Here is an 18,655-nt window from a genome sequence, read left to right on the forward strand (position 1 = left end):
GTGGTCTTGCCGGCGCCGTTGGGGCCGATGATGGCGCGGATCTCATGCTCGCGCACATCGAAGGAGATATCGGTGAGCGCCTTGACCCCGCCGAAGGACAGCGAAATGTTCTGCAGGTCGAGGATGACCTCGCCGATGCGGCGGCCATTGGCGGCAACCGCCGGGGCTTCGTCATCGGGGCTGGTCACGGGCGGCAGGCCCGCGGGCAGGATTTCGGAAGACAGGTGTCGTTTCATGGTCGGATTCATTCAGCAGTGGTCTGGTCGGGCTACGCTGCAAGCCGGCGGCGATGAGGCCGCCGGGACGGGACTGCGTGCTGCTCAGGCGGCGCTTTGCAGCGTCTTGAAGGTCTTGGCGTCGGCAATCCTGAGGTCGGCCGAGATCATGCCCTGGCGGCCATCCTCGAACTTGACCTGGGTCTCGATGTACTGCGACGCATGGCCCGCATAGAGCGCCTCGATCAGGACCGCATATTTTTCGGCGATGAAGCCGCGCCGGACCTTGCGGGTGCGGGTCAGCTCCTCGTCATCGGGATCGAGTTCCTTGTGCAGGATCAGGAAGCGATGGATCTGCGAATCGGCCAACAGCGGATCGGCCACCAGGTCGGCGTTGACCTTTTCCACGCATTCACGCACCAGGTCGTAGACCGCCGGATTGGCGGCCAGGTCGGTATAGCCGCTGTAGGGAAGATTGCGGCGCTCGGCCCAGTTGCCCACGGCATCCATGTCGATGTTGATGAAGGCCATGCATTGTTCGCGGCCATTGCCGAAGGTCACCGCTTCCTTGATGAAGGGGAAGAACTTCAGTTTGTTCTCGATGTACTTGGGCGCGAACATGCTGCCGCAGGCCATCTTGCCGACATCCTTGGCGCGGTCGATGATTTTCAGGTGGCCGTCGCTGTCGAAGAAACCTGCATCTCCCGTGTGGAAGTAGCCGTCCTGGTCGATGGCTTCGGCGGTGGCATCGGGCCGCTTGAAATATTCCTTCATCAGGCCCGGAGAGCGCACCAGTACTTCGCCATTGGCATCGATGCGCACTTCCACGCCCTTCATGGGGCGGCCCACGCTATCGAGCTTGACGTCGCCCGAGGGTTGCATGCAGACCGTGACGCAGGTCTCGGTCATGCCATAGAGCTGCTTGAGGTTGATGCCCAGCGAACGATAGAAGTCGAACAAGTCCGGCCCGATGGCCTCGCCACCGGTATAGGCCACGCGCAGGCGCGACATGCCCAGCACGTTCTTCAGCGGTCCATACACCAGCAGGTCGCCGATGGCGTACTGCAGGCGATCCACCAGCGACACGCCCGGCTTGCCATCGAGGATGCGCATGCCGACCCGGCGCGCCACTTTCATGAATCCATGGAACATCTTGCGCTTGATCCAGCCGGCGTCCTCGATGCGGATCATCACTTGCGTGAGGATATTTTCGTACACGCGCGGTGGCGCAAAGTAATACGTCGGGCCGATCTCGCGCAGGTCCGTCATCACCGTATTGGGCGACTCCGGGCAATTGAGACAGAAACCGGCCACGTGCTGCTGGGCGAAGGAGTACAGGAAGTCCCCGACCCAGGCCAGCGGCAGGTAGCAGAGGATGTCGTCGTTCTCATCCAGATGATCGAACTCCACCAGCGTGGTGGCCGTGGTGATCATCGCGCGGTGCGAGTGGCACACACCCTTGGGTTTTCCGGTGGTGCCGGAAGTGTAGAGGATGATGGCCACGTCATCGGGCGAACCCGCCGCCACCTGCTGCTCGAAGAACCCCGGATGCGCATGCTCGTAAGCACGGCCCAGTTCCTGCACGCGGGCAAAGGACAGCAGCTCGGGCTGGTGGTAGTTGCGCATGCCGCGTTCGTCGTCATAGATGACGTGAGCGATGCGGGGCAGGTTTTCCTTGATCTCGAAGACCTTGTCGACCTGCTCCTGGTCTTCGGCCATGACGAAGTCGACGTTGGCGTCGGCCAGCACATAGGCCATGTCAGCCGCAGGCGCATCCTGATACAGCGGCACCGGCATGCCACCCAGCGCCTGGGCGGCGCTCATGGCCCAGTACAGGCGCGGGCAGTTGTTGCCGATGATGGCCAGGCTCATGCCGCGCTTGAATCCCAGCGCCGCCAGGCCACAGGCAAAGCTGCGCACCTCGTCGGCTACCTGGCGCCAGGTCGTGGTCTGCCAGATGCCCAGATCCTTCTCGCGGAAGGCCGCCCGTTCGGGGCGTCGTTGGGCATGCGCCAGCAGCAGCCGCGGAAAGGTCGCGGCTTCCTTGTCTTGTCTCGTCTCCACCATTTCCCACCTTCTTGTGCAGGTTCGAAAGATCCGTTTCCTTCATGGAATTGCATGAGGATACGAACCCGGTGTCGGATCAGTCTGTGCTGCCCGGCTTACGCTGCTCTTACTGCGGCAGTCATTGTGTCGGGCATGCCAGCTGTCCTGTCTCTATGATTGGCCAGACTTTTGCCTGGACCTTTTTTGCGATGATAGTAGAGGCAGTGGTTGCCAGTGGATGTCATCTCACCGACAATTGACAAAACTTTCGATATTGCGACGCATCATCATGGAGACATCAATTCGACGCATGCTGTCCAAGAGCATCTGGGCGCAGGCGCTGACCGAAGAACAGCTGGCCCGGGTGGAGGCCGAGGTGGTCAGCCGCAAGATCCCGGCCGGCGGCTACGTCTGCCGCAAGGGCGATCCGGTGGCGCACTGGATCGGAGTGCACGAGGGCTTGCTGAAGATGAGCAGCGTCTCGCCCGAAGGCAAGACCGTCTCCTTCGCCGGCATGGCCAATGGCGGCTGGCTGGGTGAAGGCTCGCTGCTCAAGGACGAACCGCGCAAGTACGACGTGGTGGCCCTGCGCGAAAGTGAACTGCTCTACATGCCCAAGGCCACCTACCTCTGGCTGCTGGACAACAGCATTCCCTTCAACCGCTTTCTCGTGACGCAATTGAACGAGCGCCTGGCGCTGTTCATTTCACTGGTGGAATACGACCGCATGCTGGAGCCGGATGCCCGCGTGGCGCGCTGCCTGGCGGCGCTGTTCAATCCCTATCTGAATCCTGGCATCGGGCTGAACCTGCAGATCTCGCAGGAAGAAGTCGGCAACCTCTCCGGCACTTCGCGCCAGCGCGCCAACCAGGCTTTGCAGGTGCTGGAAAAGGCCGGCCTGCTGAAGGTGGATTACGGCAGCATCACCATCAATGACCTGGAAGGGCTGCGGCAATTTCCGGGATGAAACGCTGCTGTGGTCCGGAACCTGATGAAGGAAATGACATGAAAAAAGCGCGGCCAGGCCGCGCTTTTTCGTTGGGGTAGCGTCGCTCTCAGGGCGTGGACCGGGCAGGCTCATCCCCGCGCGCCGGACGATTGCGATTGCGCCAGTAAATGCCGGTATCGGCCACCGTGCCCATGAATTCCTTGGGATCGGTGGATTTGACCACGTAGCCATTGGCACCGAGTTCGTAGCTCTGGTTGATGTCGCGCTGGTCGTCGGAAGAAGAGAACATCACCACCGGAATGTGCGAGGTGGCGGCATTGGACTTGATGATCTTGAGGAAATCGTGGCCGCTCATCAGCGGCAGGTTCAGGTCCAGCAGGATCAGGTAGGGATGCAGATCCTTGCGGCTCGCATATTCCCCCTGGAAAAAGAATTCCTCCGCCAGCTCCGCATCGGCAAACCAGGTCAGCTTGTCAGCCAGCTTGCGGCTGCCCAGCGCCAGGCGTGTCAACTCGGCCACTTCCGGGCTGTCGTCGACGAGGATGATGTCATATTGCTCGATATCCATGGATGGATCGCTTTCTTCAATTATTTTCAAGCTGGAACACTTCTTGTCTGGATGACCACATCCCGGCCACCCTGAATCGCGTTGCTGCCGCCTGCCCCGTCCATCCCTGAGGCAGCTGCTTGCAGTGAATTTCACTGCTGCGACTGCCCCGCGGCTTGGTTCCAGCCTCGGCGGTCTGCTTGAAACCAGTACCGACGCCGATCTCCGTACTGTCAGGGGATTATTGCACAGGCATTTTCAAAAAAAATCAGAAATTTCCTGAATGTGAAGATCTCTTCACTCAGGTTTTTTGTCACTTGTCCGGCGTGGCAATGCCGGTACGAATCGCATAGCGCACCAGGCCGGGCACGTCACGGATGTCCAGGCGCTCCATCAGCTGCGCCCGGTGGGTCTCGATGGTCTTGGCGCTGACGTTCAACTGGTAGGCGATCTCCTTGGTATTGTTGCCTTCGGCAATCAACTGCAGGATTTCGCGCTGGCGCGGGGTGAGCACTTCGACCGGCGTGCCGTTTTGTGCAACACGCTTCATATAGTTATCGAGGGCTTCGCGCGAGATGTGCGAATCCAGGTACTGACGCCCATGTTTTACTTCATACAGGGCTTTTTCCAGCTCGGTGGCGGCCGAATCCTTGAAGAGGTAGCCGTTGGCGCCGGCATTCAAGGCCTGCATGACGTATTCCTCGCTGCCGTACATGGACAGCATCAGGAAGCGAATGGTCGGATACTCGCCCCGCAGGCGGCGCAGCGCTTCCAGGCCATTCATGCCCTTCATGGCGATGTCCAGCAGCACCAGGTCGGGTTTCAGCTGGGGGATCATCTCGATGACTTCGGCACCGTCGGACGCCTCGCCCACTACCTCCACACCGGGCATGGCGGTCAGCAGTGCCTTGATGCCGCTGCGCACCAGCGCGTGATCGTCGGCCAGCATGATTCGGGTCAGCATTTACATTCTCCTTACGATGGGGGCGACCGGCAGGTGCATGACGATTTCCGTCCCTGCGCCGGGCGCCGAAGTGATGTCCATGGAACCGCCTACCAGCACCGCCCGCTCTTCCATGTTGAGCAGGCCGAAACTGGTACCGGAAATGGCATTGCTGCGGGCACGCTCGATGTCGAAGCCTTTGCCGTCATCGCGAATGCTCAGGTACACCTGGTCCTGCTGGCGGTCGATCTTGACCCAGATGTTCTGGCACTTTGCGTGGCGCAGGATGTTGGTGACGGCTTCCTGCACGATGCGAAAGGCGGTGTTCTCGATGTCGTGGTGCAATTCTTCATCATGCCCGCTGCTCTCGAACCAGCCGTTCACGTTGGCCAGCTTGGACTTCTGCTCCACGTAGGAGCGCAGGGCGGCAATCAGGCCCAGATTGTCCAGCTGCGGCGGGCGCAGATCCAGCGACAGGCTGCGTACCTGCGCCAGCACGGCGGTGACGATGTCGATGCCGTTCTGCAGTGACGGGCCTTCCAGCGAGCCGGTCTTCTTGATGGTTTCCAGGTTGATCTTCAGGGCGGTCAGCGACTGCCCGACGTCGTCATGCAAGCCGCGCGCCAGGTGCTGGCGTTCGCGCTCCTGCACCTCGATCACGCGCGAGGACAGCAGTTGCTGGCGCTGGATCGCCAGTTCCAGTTCGCGCCGTGACTGTTCGCGCTCGGTGACGTCGATGGCCAACCCGGCCACCATGTCGCCCTTGCCTTCGCCACTGATCGGGAAACGCACCACGTCGAGGATGCGCGCATTGTGGTTGTGGTCGAACACGGTTTCCTGAGTGTGCAGCTCGCACTTTTCTTCCAGCACCTTGCGATCGTACTCACGCGAGGCTTCGGCCCCGCCCGTGGTCATCAGCTCGGCATCGGTCATGCCATCCATGTCGTGCGGGGTCATGCCGTAGAAAGCCGACTGCGCCGGATTGACGTAGCTGTAGCGCAGCTGCGCATCTTTGATCCAGGTCGGCATGGGAGCCGCATTCATGAAGGCATTGAAGCGCGCCTGCATCTCGCGCAGGGCCTGGGCACTGGCGCGCTGCTTGCGCCGCGCCTGGGCGTCGCGCAGTTCGCGGTCGACCGCGTGCGGCAGGCGGGCGATGGCGCTTTTCAGGAAGTAATCCTGAGCCCCCGCCTTCATCACCTCCACTGCCGTCTGCTCGCCGATCACGCCGGAGACGATGATGAAGGGCGTCTGGTCATTGTCGGCCTTGACCAGCTTCAAGGCTTCGACGCCGGAGAACATCGGCATCGAGTAATCCGAGATGACGATGTCCCAGCGCTGCGCCTGCAGCGCCGCCAGCAGGGCCTGTTCGTCGTCGACCCGTTCCCAGGTCGGATCGAAGCCGCCGCGCTTGAGCTCACGCACCATCAGCACGGCGTCTTCTTCCATGTCTTCGACGAACAGTACGCGTAGCGGAATGCTCATGGGACCTTGTTCTCCTTCAGGCTCACGGTTGACTCGGGTCAATTCTCATCGGACGATCGGCGCGCTTCGCCCAGGCTGGGCAGCACGCCCTTGCGCGGCAACGCGAAGTAGAAGCTGGCACCTTCCCTGGGCTTGCTCTCGGCCCAGACCCGGCCGGTATGGCGCACCACGATGCGCTGCACCAGTGCCAGGCCGATGCCGGTGCCGGCATATTCCTCCTGACGATGCAATCGCTGGAAAGTGCCGAACAGCTTGTGTGCATAGCGCATGTCGAAGCCGACGCCATTGTCGTGGACGCCGTAGACGTACTCGTCCGCATTGGCTTGCATGGTCACGCACACACGCGGCTGCTCGCTCTTGCTGCTGAACTTGACTGCATTGGACAGCAGGTTTTCCCATACTTGCGCGATCAGCCCGCGATTGGCGACCGCGCCTTCCAGACGCGGCACATCGAAGATCACGCCGGGGTTTTCCTGCTGCAGACCAGCGACCACCTGCGCCACCAGTTCGTCCATCGAGAAGCGCTGCAAGGTCAGTTCACCGGTAGTGGACTTGGCCAGCTTGAGCAGGTCGTTGATCAGCGCATCCATCTTGCGCACGTTGCGGCGGATCACCTGCAGCTGCTCGCGTCCTTTCTCGTCGATGGCGTGGGCGTAGTCCTCTTCGAGGATCATGGCATAGCCGGAGATGGCACGCAGCGGCGCGCGCAAGTCATGCGAGACCGAATAGGAAAAACTCTCCAGTTCCTTGTTCACGTTGTGCAGGTGCTGGGCCTGGCGCTCCAGGTCGGCATTGAGGGCCTCGATCTCTTCCTCGGCGCGTTTGCGTTCGGAGATGTCGTAGATCACGGTGCGGCTGATGAGCTTGCTGTTGTCGCGGCTGGGAATGGCAGTGGCATTGACCAGCGCGGTGAATTCGCTGCCATCGGCGCGGCGGAAGTTGAGGTCGATGCCGCTGATCTCGCGCCTGAGCAGGAACTGGGGTTGCAGCTCGCGCTCGTAGCGCGCGGCGCTGGCCGGGGCCAGCAGGTCGGCCTGGGTCATGCGGCCCACCACCTGTTCGCGCGTGTAGCCCAGCCATTTCAGTTCGGTGTCGTTGATCTTGATGATGCGCTTGTCGGTCTCGTCGACCGAGTGATAGCCGCAGGGGGCGTTGTTGTAGAGATCCTCGATCTCGTCCGAATAAGCTTGTGCGCGCTGCTGGGCCTCGACCCGGCGCGACATCTCCTTGCGCAACTTGCGATAGACCAGCAGCAGCAAGGCGATGCTGAGCAGGCTGCCGCTGATGACCATGAAAATGGTCAGATTGGCGCTCATGGCCGTGTCATGCGCACGCGTAGCCAACAATGCGTTCTCGTTGCCCTTCATCTGCTCGAAGCCGGTGCGGATGCGCTCACCCAGTTCCTTGCCCTCCAGCACGCGGGCGCGGCCTTCTTCCTGGCTCAGTTCCATCAGCTGGCGCGACAGCGTCAGGCGCTGCATCACCAGGTCTTCGGTCTGACCGAGCAAACCAGCCTGCCGAGGGTTATCGCTCAGCAGGCGGCGCAGATCCTGCAGCAGTGCGTTGACATGACGCACCCCGGACTCGAAATTGTTGCGGTATTCCTGCTCACCCGAAAGCGCAAAGCCGCGCGAACTGCTGACTGTGTCGCGCAGGGTCGAGTTGGCTTCTTCCAGCTTGTTGAGCACCGTATAGCTATGCTGCAGCCAGACGGCGCGCCGCTCGAAGTCACGCACGCTATGGTACGAAAAAGCTGCCACGCCCAACGAGAGCAACAGGGCCAGCAGGAAGAAAATGCCGGTGCTGGCTCGGGCCAGTCCGCTTTGTCTGGTTATCGGCATGGTTCACGTTTCATTGTTCTGCCAGTCACGCTTGCGGCTTGAGAGCCGGTTACCCGACCACCCGCCCGAATACAGCGCGCATGCGGCAGGCTGCTCGGGTGTTCATCCTGTGTGTTGCCGGGAACCGCGCATGCACACGCACCTGGATGCGGCGTGGCCATTCCCCCCCGCAGCTGCCCGGCCAACCTGTCTGCGCCAGGGTGGTGAGGGGGCGGCTGAAGTGTCTCCTTGCTGCCTGTCCCGATACCGGAATACGGCCTATCCGATATCAACTGTTTTCTTTCTGTCAGCAAATGGAACCAACATCTTCAAATTCGTGGAAAACGCTGTTGCGCAAATGCGCCATGCGATGCGCATCAAGCCCAGCCATCCGGCATTTTCCTATTGTTTATTCGAATTAATTCTATAATAGATTCCGACATTTACCCGTTTTTTCCGGGCTTGGGCCCGAGCTCTGCCGGCGCGTATTCGATGAAAAATTCACATTCCCTGCTACTGGCTGCCGGCCTCCTGAGTTGCGTCAATCTGGATGCACTGGCTGTTTCCTCCACCGGGAACCTCGACATTTCCGCCACCGTACCCTCGCAATGCGTGGTCCAGAGCGCCGCCCTGCCCTTCGGCAGCTATGCGGCCAGCGCCCTGCAGCAGAATGCGCAGATCGGCGTGGCTTGTTCCAACGGCACCAGCTATACCGTGAGCCTGGATGGCGGTACCGGCAGCGGTGCCAACGTCGCCACGCGCAAGCTGAGCACTGCGGATGGCGTCAACACCCTCAACTACGGTCTGTATCAGGATGCTGCGCGTACCCGTTCCTGGGGCAACAGCACTGGCAGCGATACGGTGGCCGGCGTGGGCAACGGCAGCAACCAGAACATCCCGGTCTACGGCTACATCCCGGGCGGCCAGACCGCCCGTGCGGGCAGCTACAGCGACGTGGTGGCCATCACCCTGTCCTACTGATCCCTGACAACGCCGGCGCAGCGCCGGCAGCCCAACGCAATGGCGCGGACTCTTCACGGAGCCGCGCCATTTTTCTTGCCCGCACCGCTGTCGCTGGCACCTCCAAATTACTGTTGAGCAAATTTTTTGTTGATTGTTGATCACATTCTGTGGCTCGCTTGCAACTTTCTTCACACTTTTTGACCTGTTTCGTTTTAATCTAGCAAAAAACTGACAACGAACTGACAACCAGAGTGGAGATGTCGTAGCGTGACGAGATCAGCATCCATAGGGGGGCAGCTGATGCGCGTAATGGCGCTGGCTTGCCTGGCAAGTGCGGGTGGGTGGCAGGCGGCCCACGCGTCCAATTTCGAGATCGCTCCGGTGGTGCTGGAGCTGTCGTCCTCGCGCACGGCCGGCGTGATCAAGATCGTCAACAACGACAATCACAATGTCTCCCTGCAACTGCGCGCCTATGACTGGCAGCAGGCGGACAGCAAGGATGAGCTGCAACCCACGCAGAACCTGATCCTCAGCCCTCCCGTATTCAATCTCGCCCCCGGTGCTTCGCAAGTGATCCGGGTGGTGGCCAAACAGCCGGCCGCGCCGACCGAGATCGCTTATCGCCTGCTGATCGATGAAATCCCCGCCGCCACCGAAGGGGCCACCATCAACTTCAAATTCCGCATTTCCATGCCGGTGTTCATCGCACCGTCCGCCGCGCCCAAGGCCCAGCTGGAGTATCAGCTGCACGCCGGCAAGCCCTTGCGCCTGCTGGTCGAAAACAGCGGCAACCGCCGCGCACGCCTGCTGGACCTGGCGCTGACGCTGCCCAATGGCAAGAAACTGAGCGCGCCGGGCGGGGGCAATCCCTACACTCTGGCCGGCATCACCCGGCAATACCTGATCGAGAGCGACACCCCGCTTGCCGTGGGCAGCCGAGTCAAGCTGACTGCCAACAGCGATGCCGGGCCGATTGATGCCGAACTCACCGTGGCACCTTGATTCGCGCGACACGCTGGCTTGCTTCCCTCATCCTGGTCTGCTGCCTGGCCATGGTGGCGCTGGCGCGGGCCGCAGAGCCGGGTGACGAGATCCTGTTGCTGGAAGTTTCCATCAACGGACGCAACACCAGCCTGGTAGCGCAGTTCACGCGCCGCCAGCAGGCACTGTATGCCACGGCATCGGAACTGCGCAGCCTCAAGCTGCGCGTCGACGGCGCGGATGAGGAGCTGATCGCCCTGCGCGCCCTCACGACGGCAGTCGACCTCGACGAGGCCGGTGCCAAGATCAACCTGATGGTCCCGGCCCGTTTCATGAACACCACCGACATTGACGCCGCCAGTATCGCCAGCAAGGTCCCCCTGTCACCGGGCGGACAGGGGCTGGTGCTGAACTATGACCTGCTGGCCTCCAGCAGCCAAAACCAGCATGCGCTGGGTGGGCTGTTTGATGCGCGCTGGTTCTCGGGCAGCAGCGTGTTCAGTTCCACCGGGCTGGGCTATACCGGTAACAGCGGCGGGGTGTCGGCCCGGCTGGAATCGACTTACACCTATTCGGACGCGACCACGCTCACCCGCTATCGCCTGGGCGACGTCATCAACAGCAGCCTGGCCTGGAGCCGCTCGGTGCGTCTGGGCGGCTTCCAGTACGCGTCGGATTTCAACCTGCGGCCGGACCTGGTGCGCTTTCCCACACCATCGTTGGGCGGCGAAACGGTGGTCCCTTCGACCGTCGACCTGTTCGTCAACGGCGTGCGCCAGCTCTCGCAACCGGTGCCGCCCGGCCCCTTCGAGATCCGCCAGCCGCCCATCGCCAGCGGAGCCGGCCAGATCGCCGTGGCGGTGACTGACGAGCTGGGGCGCCAGACCTTCCGCACCATCAACTTCTACGCCACCGACCGGCTGCTGAAACCGGGCCTGTCGTCCTATTCGGCCGAAGGCGGCTGGGTGCGGCGCAATTACGGTCTGCGCAGCAATGACTATGGACAGTTCGCTCTCTCCGGCACGGCGCGCCATGGGATGAGCGACTGGCTCACCCTGGAAGGGCATGCTGAAGCCATGCGCAGTCTCAAGCTGGCCGGCGGCGGCGCGGTTTTCAACCTGGGCAATCGTGCGGTGTTGGCCAGCTCGCTGGCGGCCAGCAGCAGCGAGGGCAATTCCGGCCAGCAGGTCTCGCTGGCCATCGAGCGCAATGCCGATCCGGTCAGCCTGTCGCTGTCGCGCACGCAATCCACGCGGGGCTATCAGGATATCGGTGCGCTGCAGGGGGCCCCGGTCTCGCGCAGCGCCACGCTGGCGACGCTGGGCCTGAACCTGCGTGAATACGGCTCGCTGAGCATGGCCTATGCGCGCAGCAAGAGTCCGCTGCTGTTCACCGAACTCGGCACCAGCAATCTGGCAGACAGCGAGACCGTGACGGTGACCTGGTTCAAGTCGGTCGGCAACACGTCCAATTTCTATCTCACGGCCTATCGCGACTTTCGCAGCAGCGGCTACGGTGCCACCATCGGGCTGATCATCCCCTTCGGCGGCCGCGACGTGGCCGGGGCCAGCGTGAGCAACAACAACGGCCAGCGTACCAGCACGCTGCAGGCCAGCCGCTCGACGGTGGCCATCGGCGATCTTGGCTGGCAATTGCAGGATACCGAGGGCAGCTATCGGCAGCGCATCGGCCAGCTCAACTACAAGAGCCGCTACGGCAGCGTCAGCGCGGCAGCATCGCAATCGAACGGCGCCACCAGCCAGCGCCTGGGGGCGCGCGGAGCGCTGGCCTTCATGGATGGCAGCGCCTTCGCCACCGACTGGATCGATGACAGCTTCGCGGTGGTCAATGCCAGCGGGGTCAAGAATGTCGGCATCTACAACGAAAACCGCTACGCCGGCCGCACCGACGACAACGGCCAGTTGCTGCTGACCGACCTGCGCGCCTATGACGTCAACAAGATCTCGGTGGACGTGCTGGACCTGCCGCTGACCCTGCAACTGGACCAGTCAGACCAGTACGTGAAGCCGCGCGACCGCTCCGGTGTGGTGGTGCATTTCAACGCCCGGCGCGCCTCGGACGTGACCATCATCCTCAAGGACGCCGCGGGGGAATTCATTCCGCTCGGCTCCTCCATCCGCGTGCGCGAGAGCGGCCTGCAGGCACCGGTCGGCTATGACGGCGTGAGCTATCTGCAGGAACTGGGACCGGTCAACACGCTGGACGTACTGCTGCCGTCCGGAGCCCGCTGCCAGGCCATGCTGACGCCGCCGGCACGCAGCGAAGGTGGCATGAGCAATGAAATCGTGACCTGCCGTTGAAGGGCGGCCTGCATCGTGGAGAGCACATGAAGAACACTATCCATTCCGTGTCCCTGGCTGCGCTGGCGTTGCTCATCGCATTGGCCGCTGTTCCGGCGCAGGCCCAGCAACTCTGCTCGGCGGCGTCCAACCCGGTGTCCTTCGGCCTCTACGACCCGCAATCCAGCAGCAACCTCGACAACACCGGCAACATCACCGTCACCTGCCAGGCGACTGCATCGCTGCTGATCGCCTATACCGTCAAGCTCAGCGCCGGCAGCAGCGGTGCCTATGCCCAGCGCAAGATGCTCAGCGGTGCCAACAGCCTCAACTACCAGGCGTATCGCGACGCCGCGCACACCTCGGTGTGGGGCGATGGTTCCTCCAGCACCAGTTTCGTCAGCGACGGCTACCTGCTGCAGGTCCTCACGCCGGTGAGCAGATCCTACACCGTCTACGGACGCGTACCGGGCAGCCAGAACGTCAAGGCTGGCAGCTATCTGGATACGCTGACGGTGCTCATCACCTACTGAGCGGAACCGACAAAGCAGGTGGAGAATTGCTGATGAGCTTGATAAACGTTCTCGTTGCGATTCAGGTTTTCCCTGACGAAAATTGACAGGGTGATAGGGAATAGCCGGATGTCTGATCCGGGCTCCGGAAACTAAAGTATCTCCATACCAACGCTGCACAGGGAAGTTCTTGCAAGGGGCGAGGACGGGGCAGCCAGACCAGGAGAAACAAAATGTTCTTCATCAAGAAAAATCGCATCGTCGCTGCTTCCATCGCTGCTGTCGTGCTGGCTTCCAGCGCACCGGCTTCCTTCGCTGCCACCGCCAGCGGCACGCTGACCATCAGCGCCTCGGTGGTCGCCGCCTGCACCGTGGTCGGTTCGGCCATCGCCTTCGGCGCCTACACCCAGAGCGTGGTCAACCAGTCCGGCACCATCACCGTGCTGTGCACCAACGGCACGGCCTACAACGTCGGTCTGGACGCCGGCACCGGCACCGGTGCCAGCGTGAGCAACCGCAAGATGAGCGCAGCCGGCGGCGGCACCCTGAACTATGCGCTGTACCGCGATTCGGCCCGCAGCAACAACTGGGGTTCGACCATCGGCACCGATACCCTGACCGGCACCGGTTCCGGCCTGACCCAGACCCTGACCGTCTATGGCCAGATCCCGGCGGCCCAGACGCCGCTGGCCGGTTCCTACTCGGACACCGTGACCGTGACGCTGACCTACTGAACGACGGAAGTATTCAAGAATTCAAGGATTGAACGCTGACAGGATGGCCTGACGCGCTTTTGACACAAGGATTGCACTGCAAGCATTGCGCTGCAGCTTGACGATCCTGCAAGGCGCGGACTACAACATCAGCTGCGATGCATACCGGGGAAACCGGAGGGGGTGGGCGGTGTACTTCATGATGAAGTACACCGTTTTTTTTCATCCGCCGAGGCGTGGCTTGGTGCGTCGGCCTGATGCGTTCATGCAGGGAATACGGACTGCACCAGCGCCGCCTGCTGGGCATAGTGGCGGGCCTTGGATGCCGTCGGACCGGCATCGGTATCCGGCCGTGTTACGGCCCGCAGACGCACCTGCAACGGCAAGGCCGCTTCGATGGCATCCCGCACGCACAGCCAGGCCCCCTGCTTGCGCTCTTCCTCCTGTACCCAGATCACTTCCTCCAGCTGCGGATAGCTGCGCAAGACAGCACCCAGCCTGTCTTCGGGGAAGGGATGCAGCTGCTCCACGGTCAGCAGGACGGTGCGCGTGTCGCCCGCCTTGCGGCGGCCGTCGGCCAGGTCGTAGCAGACCTTGCCACTGCACAAGACCACCCGCTGCACCTGCGCGTCAGGCGGTGCATCGGCATCCTCCACCAGCGGCTGGAAGTCCCCCTGCAACAGGGCCGACAAGGGCGACTGCGAACGCACTTCGCCATGCAGCACCGATTTGGGCGTGAACACTACCAGCGGACGGTCCCCCTGCAGCGCCTGCTGGCGCAGCAGGTGGAACCACTGCGCCGAACTGGACGGATACGCCACGCGCATGTTCTCCTGCGCGCATAGCAGCAGCATCCGGCTGAGGTAGCCGGTCGAGTGCTCCGGCCCCACGCCTTCATAGCCGTGCGGCAGCAGCACGGTCAGCGCCGAGGGGTAGCCCCATTTGCCGCGACCGGAGGCAATGAACTGGTCGATCATGATCTGGGCACCGTTGACGAAGTCGCCGAACTGGGCCTCCCAGATGACCATCGCACCGGGCCCCGCCTGTACGCTGAATCCATATTCGAAGCCAACCACTGCCTCTTCACTCAGCGGTGAATTGACCACCTCCAGCGCGGTACCGGGCGCAGCCACCTGGCGCAGCGGCCAGAAGGCCTGCTGCACGCCTTGCGCCGCGTCGATCGCATGCCAGACGGCGTGGCGCTGCATGAAGGTGCCGCGTTGCACATCCATACCGGAAATGCGCAGCCCCTGCCCTTCCCACAACAAGGAGGCATAGGCCATGTTTTCGGCGAAATTCCAGCTGCACGCGTGATCGCTGGAGCTGACGCTGTCCTGCCACTGCGCAATCAGCCGCGTGACTGCAGGATGTGCAGCAAAGCCTTCCGGCAAGCGCGTCATGCGTTCCACGAACTGGCGCAGGCGCAGCAGGTCCGGCGCGTCGGGCTTGACGGCCAAGGCGGGTGCCCTCCGTTGCGCCGCCGGGGCGGATGGACGACTGTTGCGGAAGCTTGCGAGCACTTGCTGGCTGCTCACCGCCAGCAGCGTCGCGCCGTCGTCCGAACCGGGCCACCCGGCCTGGGCATAGAGCTGCGTGACCGGCGGATGCTTGTCGATGAAACCGTGCAGCAAGGGCTGGGTCACGGTCGCCGTATCCTGTTCGGCATGCCCCCAGCGACGATAGCCGACCAGGTCGATCACCACGTCGGCGCCAAACTGCATGCGATAGTCGAAAGCGATCCGCGCGGCACGCAGTACCGCCTCCGGCTGGTCGGCGTTGACGTGCAGCACTGGCGCGCCGACGATGCGGGCGATGTCGGTGCAGTAGCCATGATTGAGGGGATCGAGCGGATTGGGCGTGGTGAAGCCGATCTGGTTGTTGACGATCACGTGGACCGTGCCGCCCACGCTGTAACCCGGATGCAGGGACAGCTTGAGCGACTCCATCACCACGCCCTGGCCGCAGAAGGCAGCATCGCCATGGATCACCACCGAGGCCGGCATGGGTGATTGCGGATGCGCACTGCGGTAGCCGCGCACCATGCCCAGCAGCACCGGATAGGCGCTTTCCAGATGGGAGGGATTGTGCGCCATGAACAGGCCCAGCTGACCATGGGCGGTGGCGCGCACGGTCTCGGCCCCCAGATGGTAAGGCAGATCCACTGCGCCGGCTGCTGCTGCGGTCGTGCTCGCCGCGTCGAAATACGCCACGATATCGGCCGCCGGCATCTGCATCAGGTTCACCAGCAGGTTGAGACGGCCGCGATGCGGCATGGCCAGGAACAATTGCTCCAGCTGATAGAAACTGCTGCGCTCGGCCAGCGCATCCATCAGTACCAGCAGCGCTTCGCAGCCTTCCAGCGAAAAGCGCTTGGCGTGCGGATAATCTTGCTGCAGGTAGTGCTCCCACTGTTCGGCGGCAGCCAGCCGGGCCAGGATGGCGGCGCGCTCGGCAGTTGCAGGATCGGCACCCGGGTCGCGCGCGGCCAGGCGTGCAAACAGCCACTGGCGGCGGGACTCATCACGTACGCCACTGGCATCGAGGCCGAGCGGGCCGCAATACAGCCGACTCAGAAAATGCGTCAATTCCTTCACATTGGTGAGGCCCAGCCCCTCCAGAAAGCGGTGCTGGCCCAGCGCCAGGTCCTCATCCTTCAGATCGTGATGTTGGGGCAGCAAGGCGGGGATCTCGGGCACCGAGAGCGTGCCCAGAGGATCGATGTCAGCGATCCGGTAACCCTCATGGCGATAGGCCTCGATGAAGGATTGTATGCGGGCGTGGGCCAGGGCCTGGCGCGCATCGGACATCTGCTCGGTGCTGCCGGCGTGGGAATGGTGGAGCGTCATGGCTAACCTTTCGGGGCTGGGTCGGGGGCGGACTGCGTGCAGCGCCCTGAGCAGCGGCGACGCACGCAACGGACGTGTCCGCTCCTGCCAGCCGGCTGCCAGGCCTTTTCAGGCCGGGTGCGGCAGCAGCGTGCAGGGGGACACTTTGTTGTTGTCGCGCCCGGCGTGACGAAGCGGGCGCGGTCTCCTCGCAGATATCGGTTCAGGCGGCAGGCACGCCGCCCGGGTGAAGCATCAGCCCTGGATCAGCGACAGCTCGGGCTGGATGACCTTTTCGCGCGGACCTTTGCGCGGGGAAGCGGCATGGCCGCCAGCCTGGCCGTTGGCCAGCAACTCGCTGAGCCGGAAGCGGCCCATCAGCGCCGACAGCTGCTCGGCCTGGGATTGCAGTGCCTGGGAGGCGGCCGCATTCTGTTCCACCAGGGCCGAGTTTTCCTGGGTCATCTGGTCCATCTGGCTGATGGCCTGGTTGATCTGCTCGATGCCCTCGCTTTGCTCCTTGCTGGAGGCGCTGATATCGGTGATGAGGTCGGTGGCGTGCTTGATGCTGGCGATGACTTCATCGATGGTGGCCACGGTCTGTTCGACGATGTTACTGCCGGCCTTCACATGGCCGACCGAACCTTCGATGAGCGACTTGATTTCCTTGGCGGCCACGGCACTGCGCTGGGCCAGGCCGCGCACTTCGCTGGCCACCACCGCAAAGCCACGTCCGTGCTCGCCGGCGCGGGCCGCTTCCACGGCCGCGTTCAGCGCCAGCAGGTTGGTCTGGAAGGCGATGCCATCGATGACCGTGATGATGTCGGCGATCTTGCCGGAAGAGGTGCTGATGGCGGTCATGATGTTGACCACCTGCTCCACCGAGGCACCACCGCGTACCGCGACATCCGAGGCGGAGACTGCCAGTTCGCTGGCCTGGCGGGCATTGTCGGCATTCTGGCGCACGGCCGAGGTCAGCTGCTCCATGGCGGAAGCGGTTTCTTCCAGCGAGCTGGCCTGCTGTTCGGTGCGATCCGACAGGCTCAGGTTGCCTTGCGCCAGTTCGCGCGCGGCCATGTCGATGGCGGAGGTGCCATTGCGCACGTTGGAGACGGTATCGTGCAGGTTATCGCTCATGTGCTGCAGCGCCTGCAGCAGGCGGCTGATCTCGTCCTTGCCGGCAGCGTTGAGCCGATAGGACAGGTCGCCCTGGGCCACCGCTTCGGCCAGCACCACGGCGTGGCGCACGGGGGCGGTGATGGAGCGCGTGATGAGCACGCCGATCACCGACGCCAGTACCACGGCCACGGCGGCCAGCACGATCATCTGGATCACGGCCAGGTGGCCGTCCTCGGCGACCTGGCGGGAATCTTCGACCATTTCCTGGGCCAGCGAATTGACCATCTTGTCGACCATGACGAAGTACTCCGTCTGCAGGCGCGCCAGATCGCCCTGGAAGAGCGTGGTCGCCTCGGCGCGTTCGCCGGTCTTCATCAATTCGAAGAACTTGCGCACGGCTACGCCGTAGGCCGAGCGGGCGCTAGTCTGCTCGGCGTAGAGCGCTTTGGTCTTGTCGGAATCGAGCATGCCTTCGAGCTGCTTGTAGGCCTCGGTGTTGGCCTTTCGCAGGCCGGCGTACTCATCCATGTACTTCGCCGAAGCCTCGGGCGTGGTCGCCAGCAGGATGTTGGACAGCACCGCATTGGCCTTGTAGCCATTGTTCTTGATCTGGTTGCTCAAGGCGATGAGCTGGTATTTCTCGTTGACGATGCTGTTGATTTCAGCGTTGTTGGAAGACTGGTTCCTGACACCGACCATGGCGGTCACCATGATCAGCAGCAAGACTATTGCAAAAGCGCCGCCCAGGCGGACGCCAATGTTGAAATTGGCGAGCTTCATCGCTACCCCTTGTTTATCCCATTTGATGCCCACGTGCAGGCCCTGGCTGGACGACTTTGCCCCGAGTTGTCGTAGATTGCCCTGCGTGCCCATGACCCTGCACCACTTTGCGAATCCGCAATGCGTCTCTTGGGTTCTCTTCACATCTTTGGGGAGCGGCTTGTGCCCTTCTTCCTCGGCCTGTTTGAACGGGCCGGGTTCCCTCAAAAACATTGTTTGCCCCGGCTGTGCCGGTCTCCTGTTTTTTGAGAAATTGCAAATTCCGCTTCAGTGTAAACATTTCCGTGCGGAAAAGTACTTGAAACTCACATTTATTTGATACGTGTCGCGTAATTTTGTCAGGAAAGAGAGATAAAGCCAGCGGGTGGGAAATGATGAGTAGAGTGAAGCTTTTTGCTGCACAAAGACAAAAATGGCCCGGTCTTTCGAACGAGGCATTTTATTTGGCGGAGCGGAC

Annotated in this window: 16 protein-coding genes; 7 read left to right on the top strand and 9 right to left on the bottom strand. The window is 62.5% G+C overall.

What is annotated here, in order from left to right:
- Both B3873_RS06400 and B3873_RS06405 read right to left on the bottom strand, forming a co-directional pair.
- The coding region (locus tag B3873_RS06400; protein ID WP_286864724.1) for an ATP-binding cassette domain-containing protein at positions 1 to 248 on the bottom strand (248 nt) is incomplete at its 3' end.
- Between the two features lie 72 nt (positions 249 to 320).
- Entirely contained in the window at positions 321 to 2,282 is a 1,962-nt protein-coding gene (locus B3873_RS06405; protein ID WP_286864726.1) for an AMP-dependent synthetase/ligase, read from the bottom strand.
- A gap of 289 nt (positions 2,283 to 2,571) precedes the next feature.
- On the opposite strand from B3873_RS06405, the gene B3873_RS06410 reads away from it, so the two are divergent.
- Entirely contained in the window at positions 2,572 to 3,228 is a 657-nt protein-coding gene (locus B3873_RS06410; protein ID WP_240733719.1) for a Crp/Fnr family transcriptional regulator, read from the top strand.
- A gap of 88 nt (positions 3,229 to 3,316) precedes the next feature.
- Here the strand turns inward: B3873_RS06410 and B3873_RS06415 are convergent, their stop codons facing one another.
- The 4 genes from B3873_RS06415 to B3873_RS06430 all read right to left on the bottom strand — a co-directional run bounded on the left by B3873_RS06415 (position 3,317) and on the right by B3873_RS06430 (position 8,026).
- Positions 3,317 to 3,778 (bottom strand): response regulator, encoded by a 462-nt coding sequence (locus B3873_RS06415; protein ID WP_134222571.1) that lies wholly within the window; start codon positions 3,776 to 3,778, stop codon positions 3,317 to 3,319.
- Positions 3,779 to 4,070: 292 nt separating this feature from the next.
- Positions 4,071 to 4,721, bottom strand: a complete 651-nt coding sequence (locus B3873_RS06420; protein ID WP_008329401.1) for a response regulator — start codon at positions 4,719 to 4,721, stop codon at positions 4,071 to 4,073.
- Positions 4,722 to 6,185 carry a hybrid sensor histidine kinase/response regulator gene (locus B3873_RS06425; RefSeq protein WP_034334328.1) on the bottom strand — a complete coding sequence of 488 codons (1,464 nt, stop codon included), beginning with the start codon at positions 6,183 to 6,185 and terminating at the stop codon, positions 4,722 to 4,724. It lies immediately after the preceding gene.
- A 38-nt stretch (positions 6,186 to 6,223) separates the two neighbouring features.
- Positions 6,224 to 8,026 carry a sensor histidine kinase gene (locus B3873_RS06430; protein ID WP_039787199.1) on the bottom strand — a complete coding sequence of 601 codons (1,803 nt, stop codon included), beginning with the start codon at positions 8,024 to 8,026 and terminating at the stop codon, positions 6,224 to 6,226.
- Between the two features lie 130 nt (positions 8,027 to 8,156).
- On the opposite strand from B3873_RS06430, the gene B3873_RS06435 reads away from it, so the two are divergent.
- The 6 genes from B3873_RS06435 to B3873_RS06460 all read left to right on the top strand — a co-directional run bounded on the left by B3873_RS06435 (position 8,157) and on the right by B3873_RS06460 (position 13,495).
- Entirely contained in the window at positions 8,157 to 8,435 is a 279-nt protein-coding gene (locus tag B3873_RS06435) for a hypothetical protein (protein WP_286864731.1), read from the top strand.
- Between the two features lie 62 nt (positions 8,436 to 8,497).
- The gene (locus B3873_RS06440) at positions 8,498 to 8,986 is read left to right on the top strand and encodes a Csu type fimbrial protein (protein ID WP_209535929.1); all 489 of its coding nucleotides are present in this window, start codon (positions 8,498 to 8,500) and stop codon (positions 8,984 to 8,986) included.
- Between the two features lie 282 nt (positions 8,987 to 9,268).
- The gene (locus B3873_RS06445) at positions 9,269 to 9,970 is read left to right on the top strand and encodes a fimbrial biogenesis chaperone (protein WP_286864733.1); all 702 of its coding nucleotides are present in this window, start codon (positions 9,269 to 9,271) and stop codon (positions 9,968 to 9,970) included.
- On the top strand, positions 9,967 to 12,270 hold the full coding sequence (locus B3873_RS06450) for a fimbria/pilus outer membrane usher protein (protein ID WP_286864735.1): 2,304 nt from the start codon (positions 9,967 to 9,969) through the stop codon (positions 12,268 to 12,270). Before B3873_RS06445 ends, B3873_RS06450 begins: the two co-directional genes overlap by 4 nt.
- A gap of 26 nt (positions 12,271 to 12,296) precedes the next feature.
- Positions 12,297 to 12,782, top strand: coding sequence for a Csu type fimbrial protein (locus B3873_RS06455; RefSeq protein ID WP_286864737.1), 486 nt, complete (start codon positions 12,297 to 12,299; stop codon positions 12,780 to 12,782).
- A gap of 212 nt (positions 12,783 to 12,994) precedes the next feature.
- On the top strand, positions 12,995 to 13,495 hold the full coding sequence (locus tag B3873_RS06460) for a Csu type fimbrial protein (RefSeq protein WP_039787206.1): 501 nt from the start codon (positions 12,995 to 12,997) through the stop codon (positions 13,493 to 13,495).
- A 242-nt stretch (positions 13,496 to 13,737) separates the two neighbouring features.
- On the opposite strand, the gene B3873_RS06465 is transcribed toward B3873_RS06460, so the two are convergent.
- The 3 genes from B3873_RS06465 to B3873_RS06475 form a co-directional block, all read right to left on the bottom strand.
- Positions 13,738 to 16,320: a 2-oxoglutarate dehydrogenase E1 component gene (locus B3873_RS06465; RefSeq protein ID WP_286864739.1), complete on the bottom strand. Its 2,583-nt coding sequence runs from the start codon at positions 16,318 to 16,320 to the stop codon at positions 13,738 to 13,740.
- 234 nt (positions 16,321 to 16,554) lie between these two features.
- Positions 16,555 to 18,198, bottom strand: coding sequence for a methyl-accepting chemotaxis protein (locus B3873_RS06470; protein WP_286864741.1), 1,644 nt, complete (start codon positions 18,196 to 18,198; stop codon positions 16,555 to 16,557).
- A 267-nt stretch (positions 18,199 to 18,465) separates the two neighbouring features.
- A partial coding sequence (locus B3873_RS06475; RefSeq protein ID WP_286864744.1) for a hypothetical protein occupies positions 18,466 to 18,655 on the bottom strand: 190 nt, incomplete at its 5' end.

The sequence above is a fragment of the Herbaspirillum sp. UBA812 genome (assembly GCF_002296545.1).
Classification (GTDB): Bacteria; Pseudomonadota; Gammaproteobacteria; order Burkholderiales; family Burkholderiaceae_D; genus Herbaspirillum; species Herbaspirillum huttiense.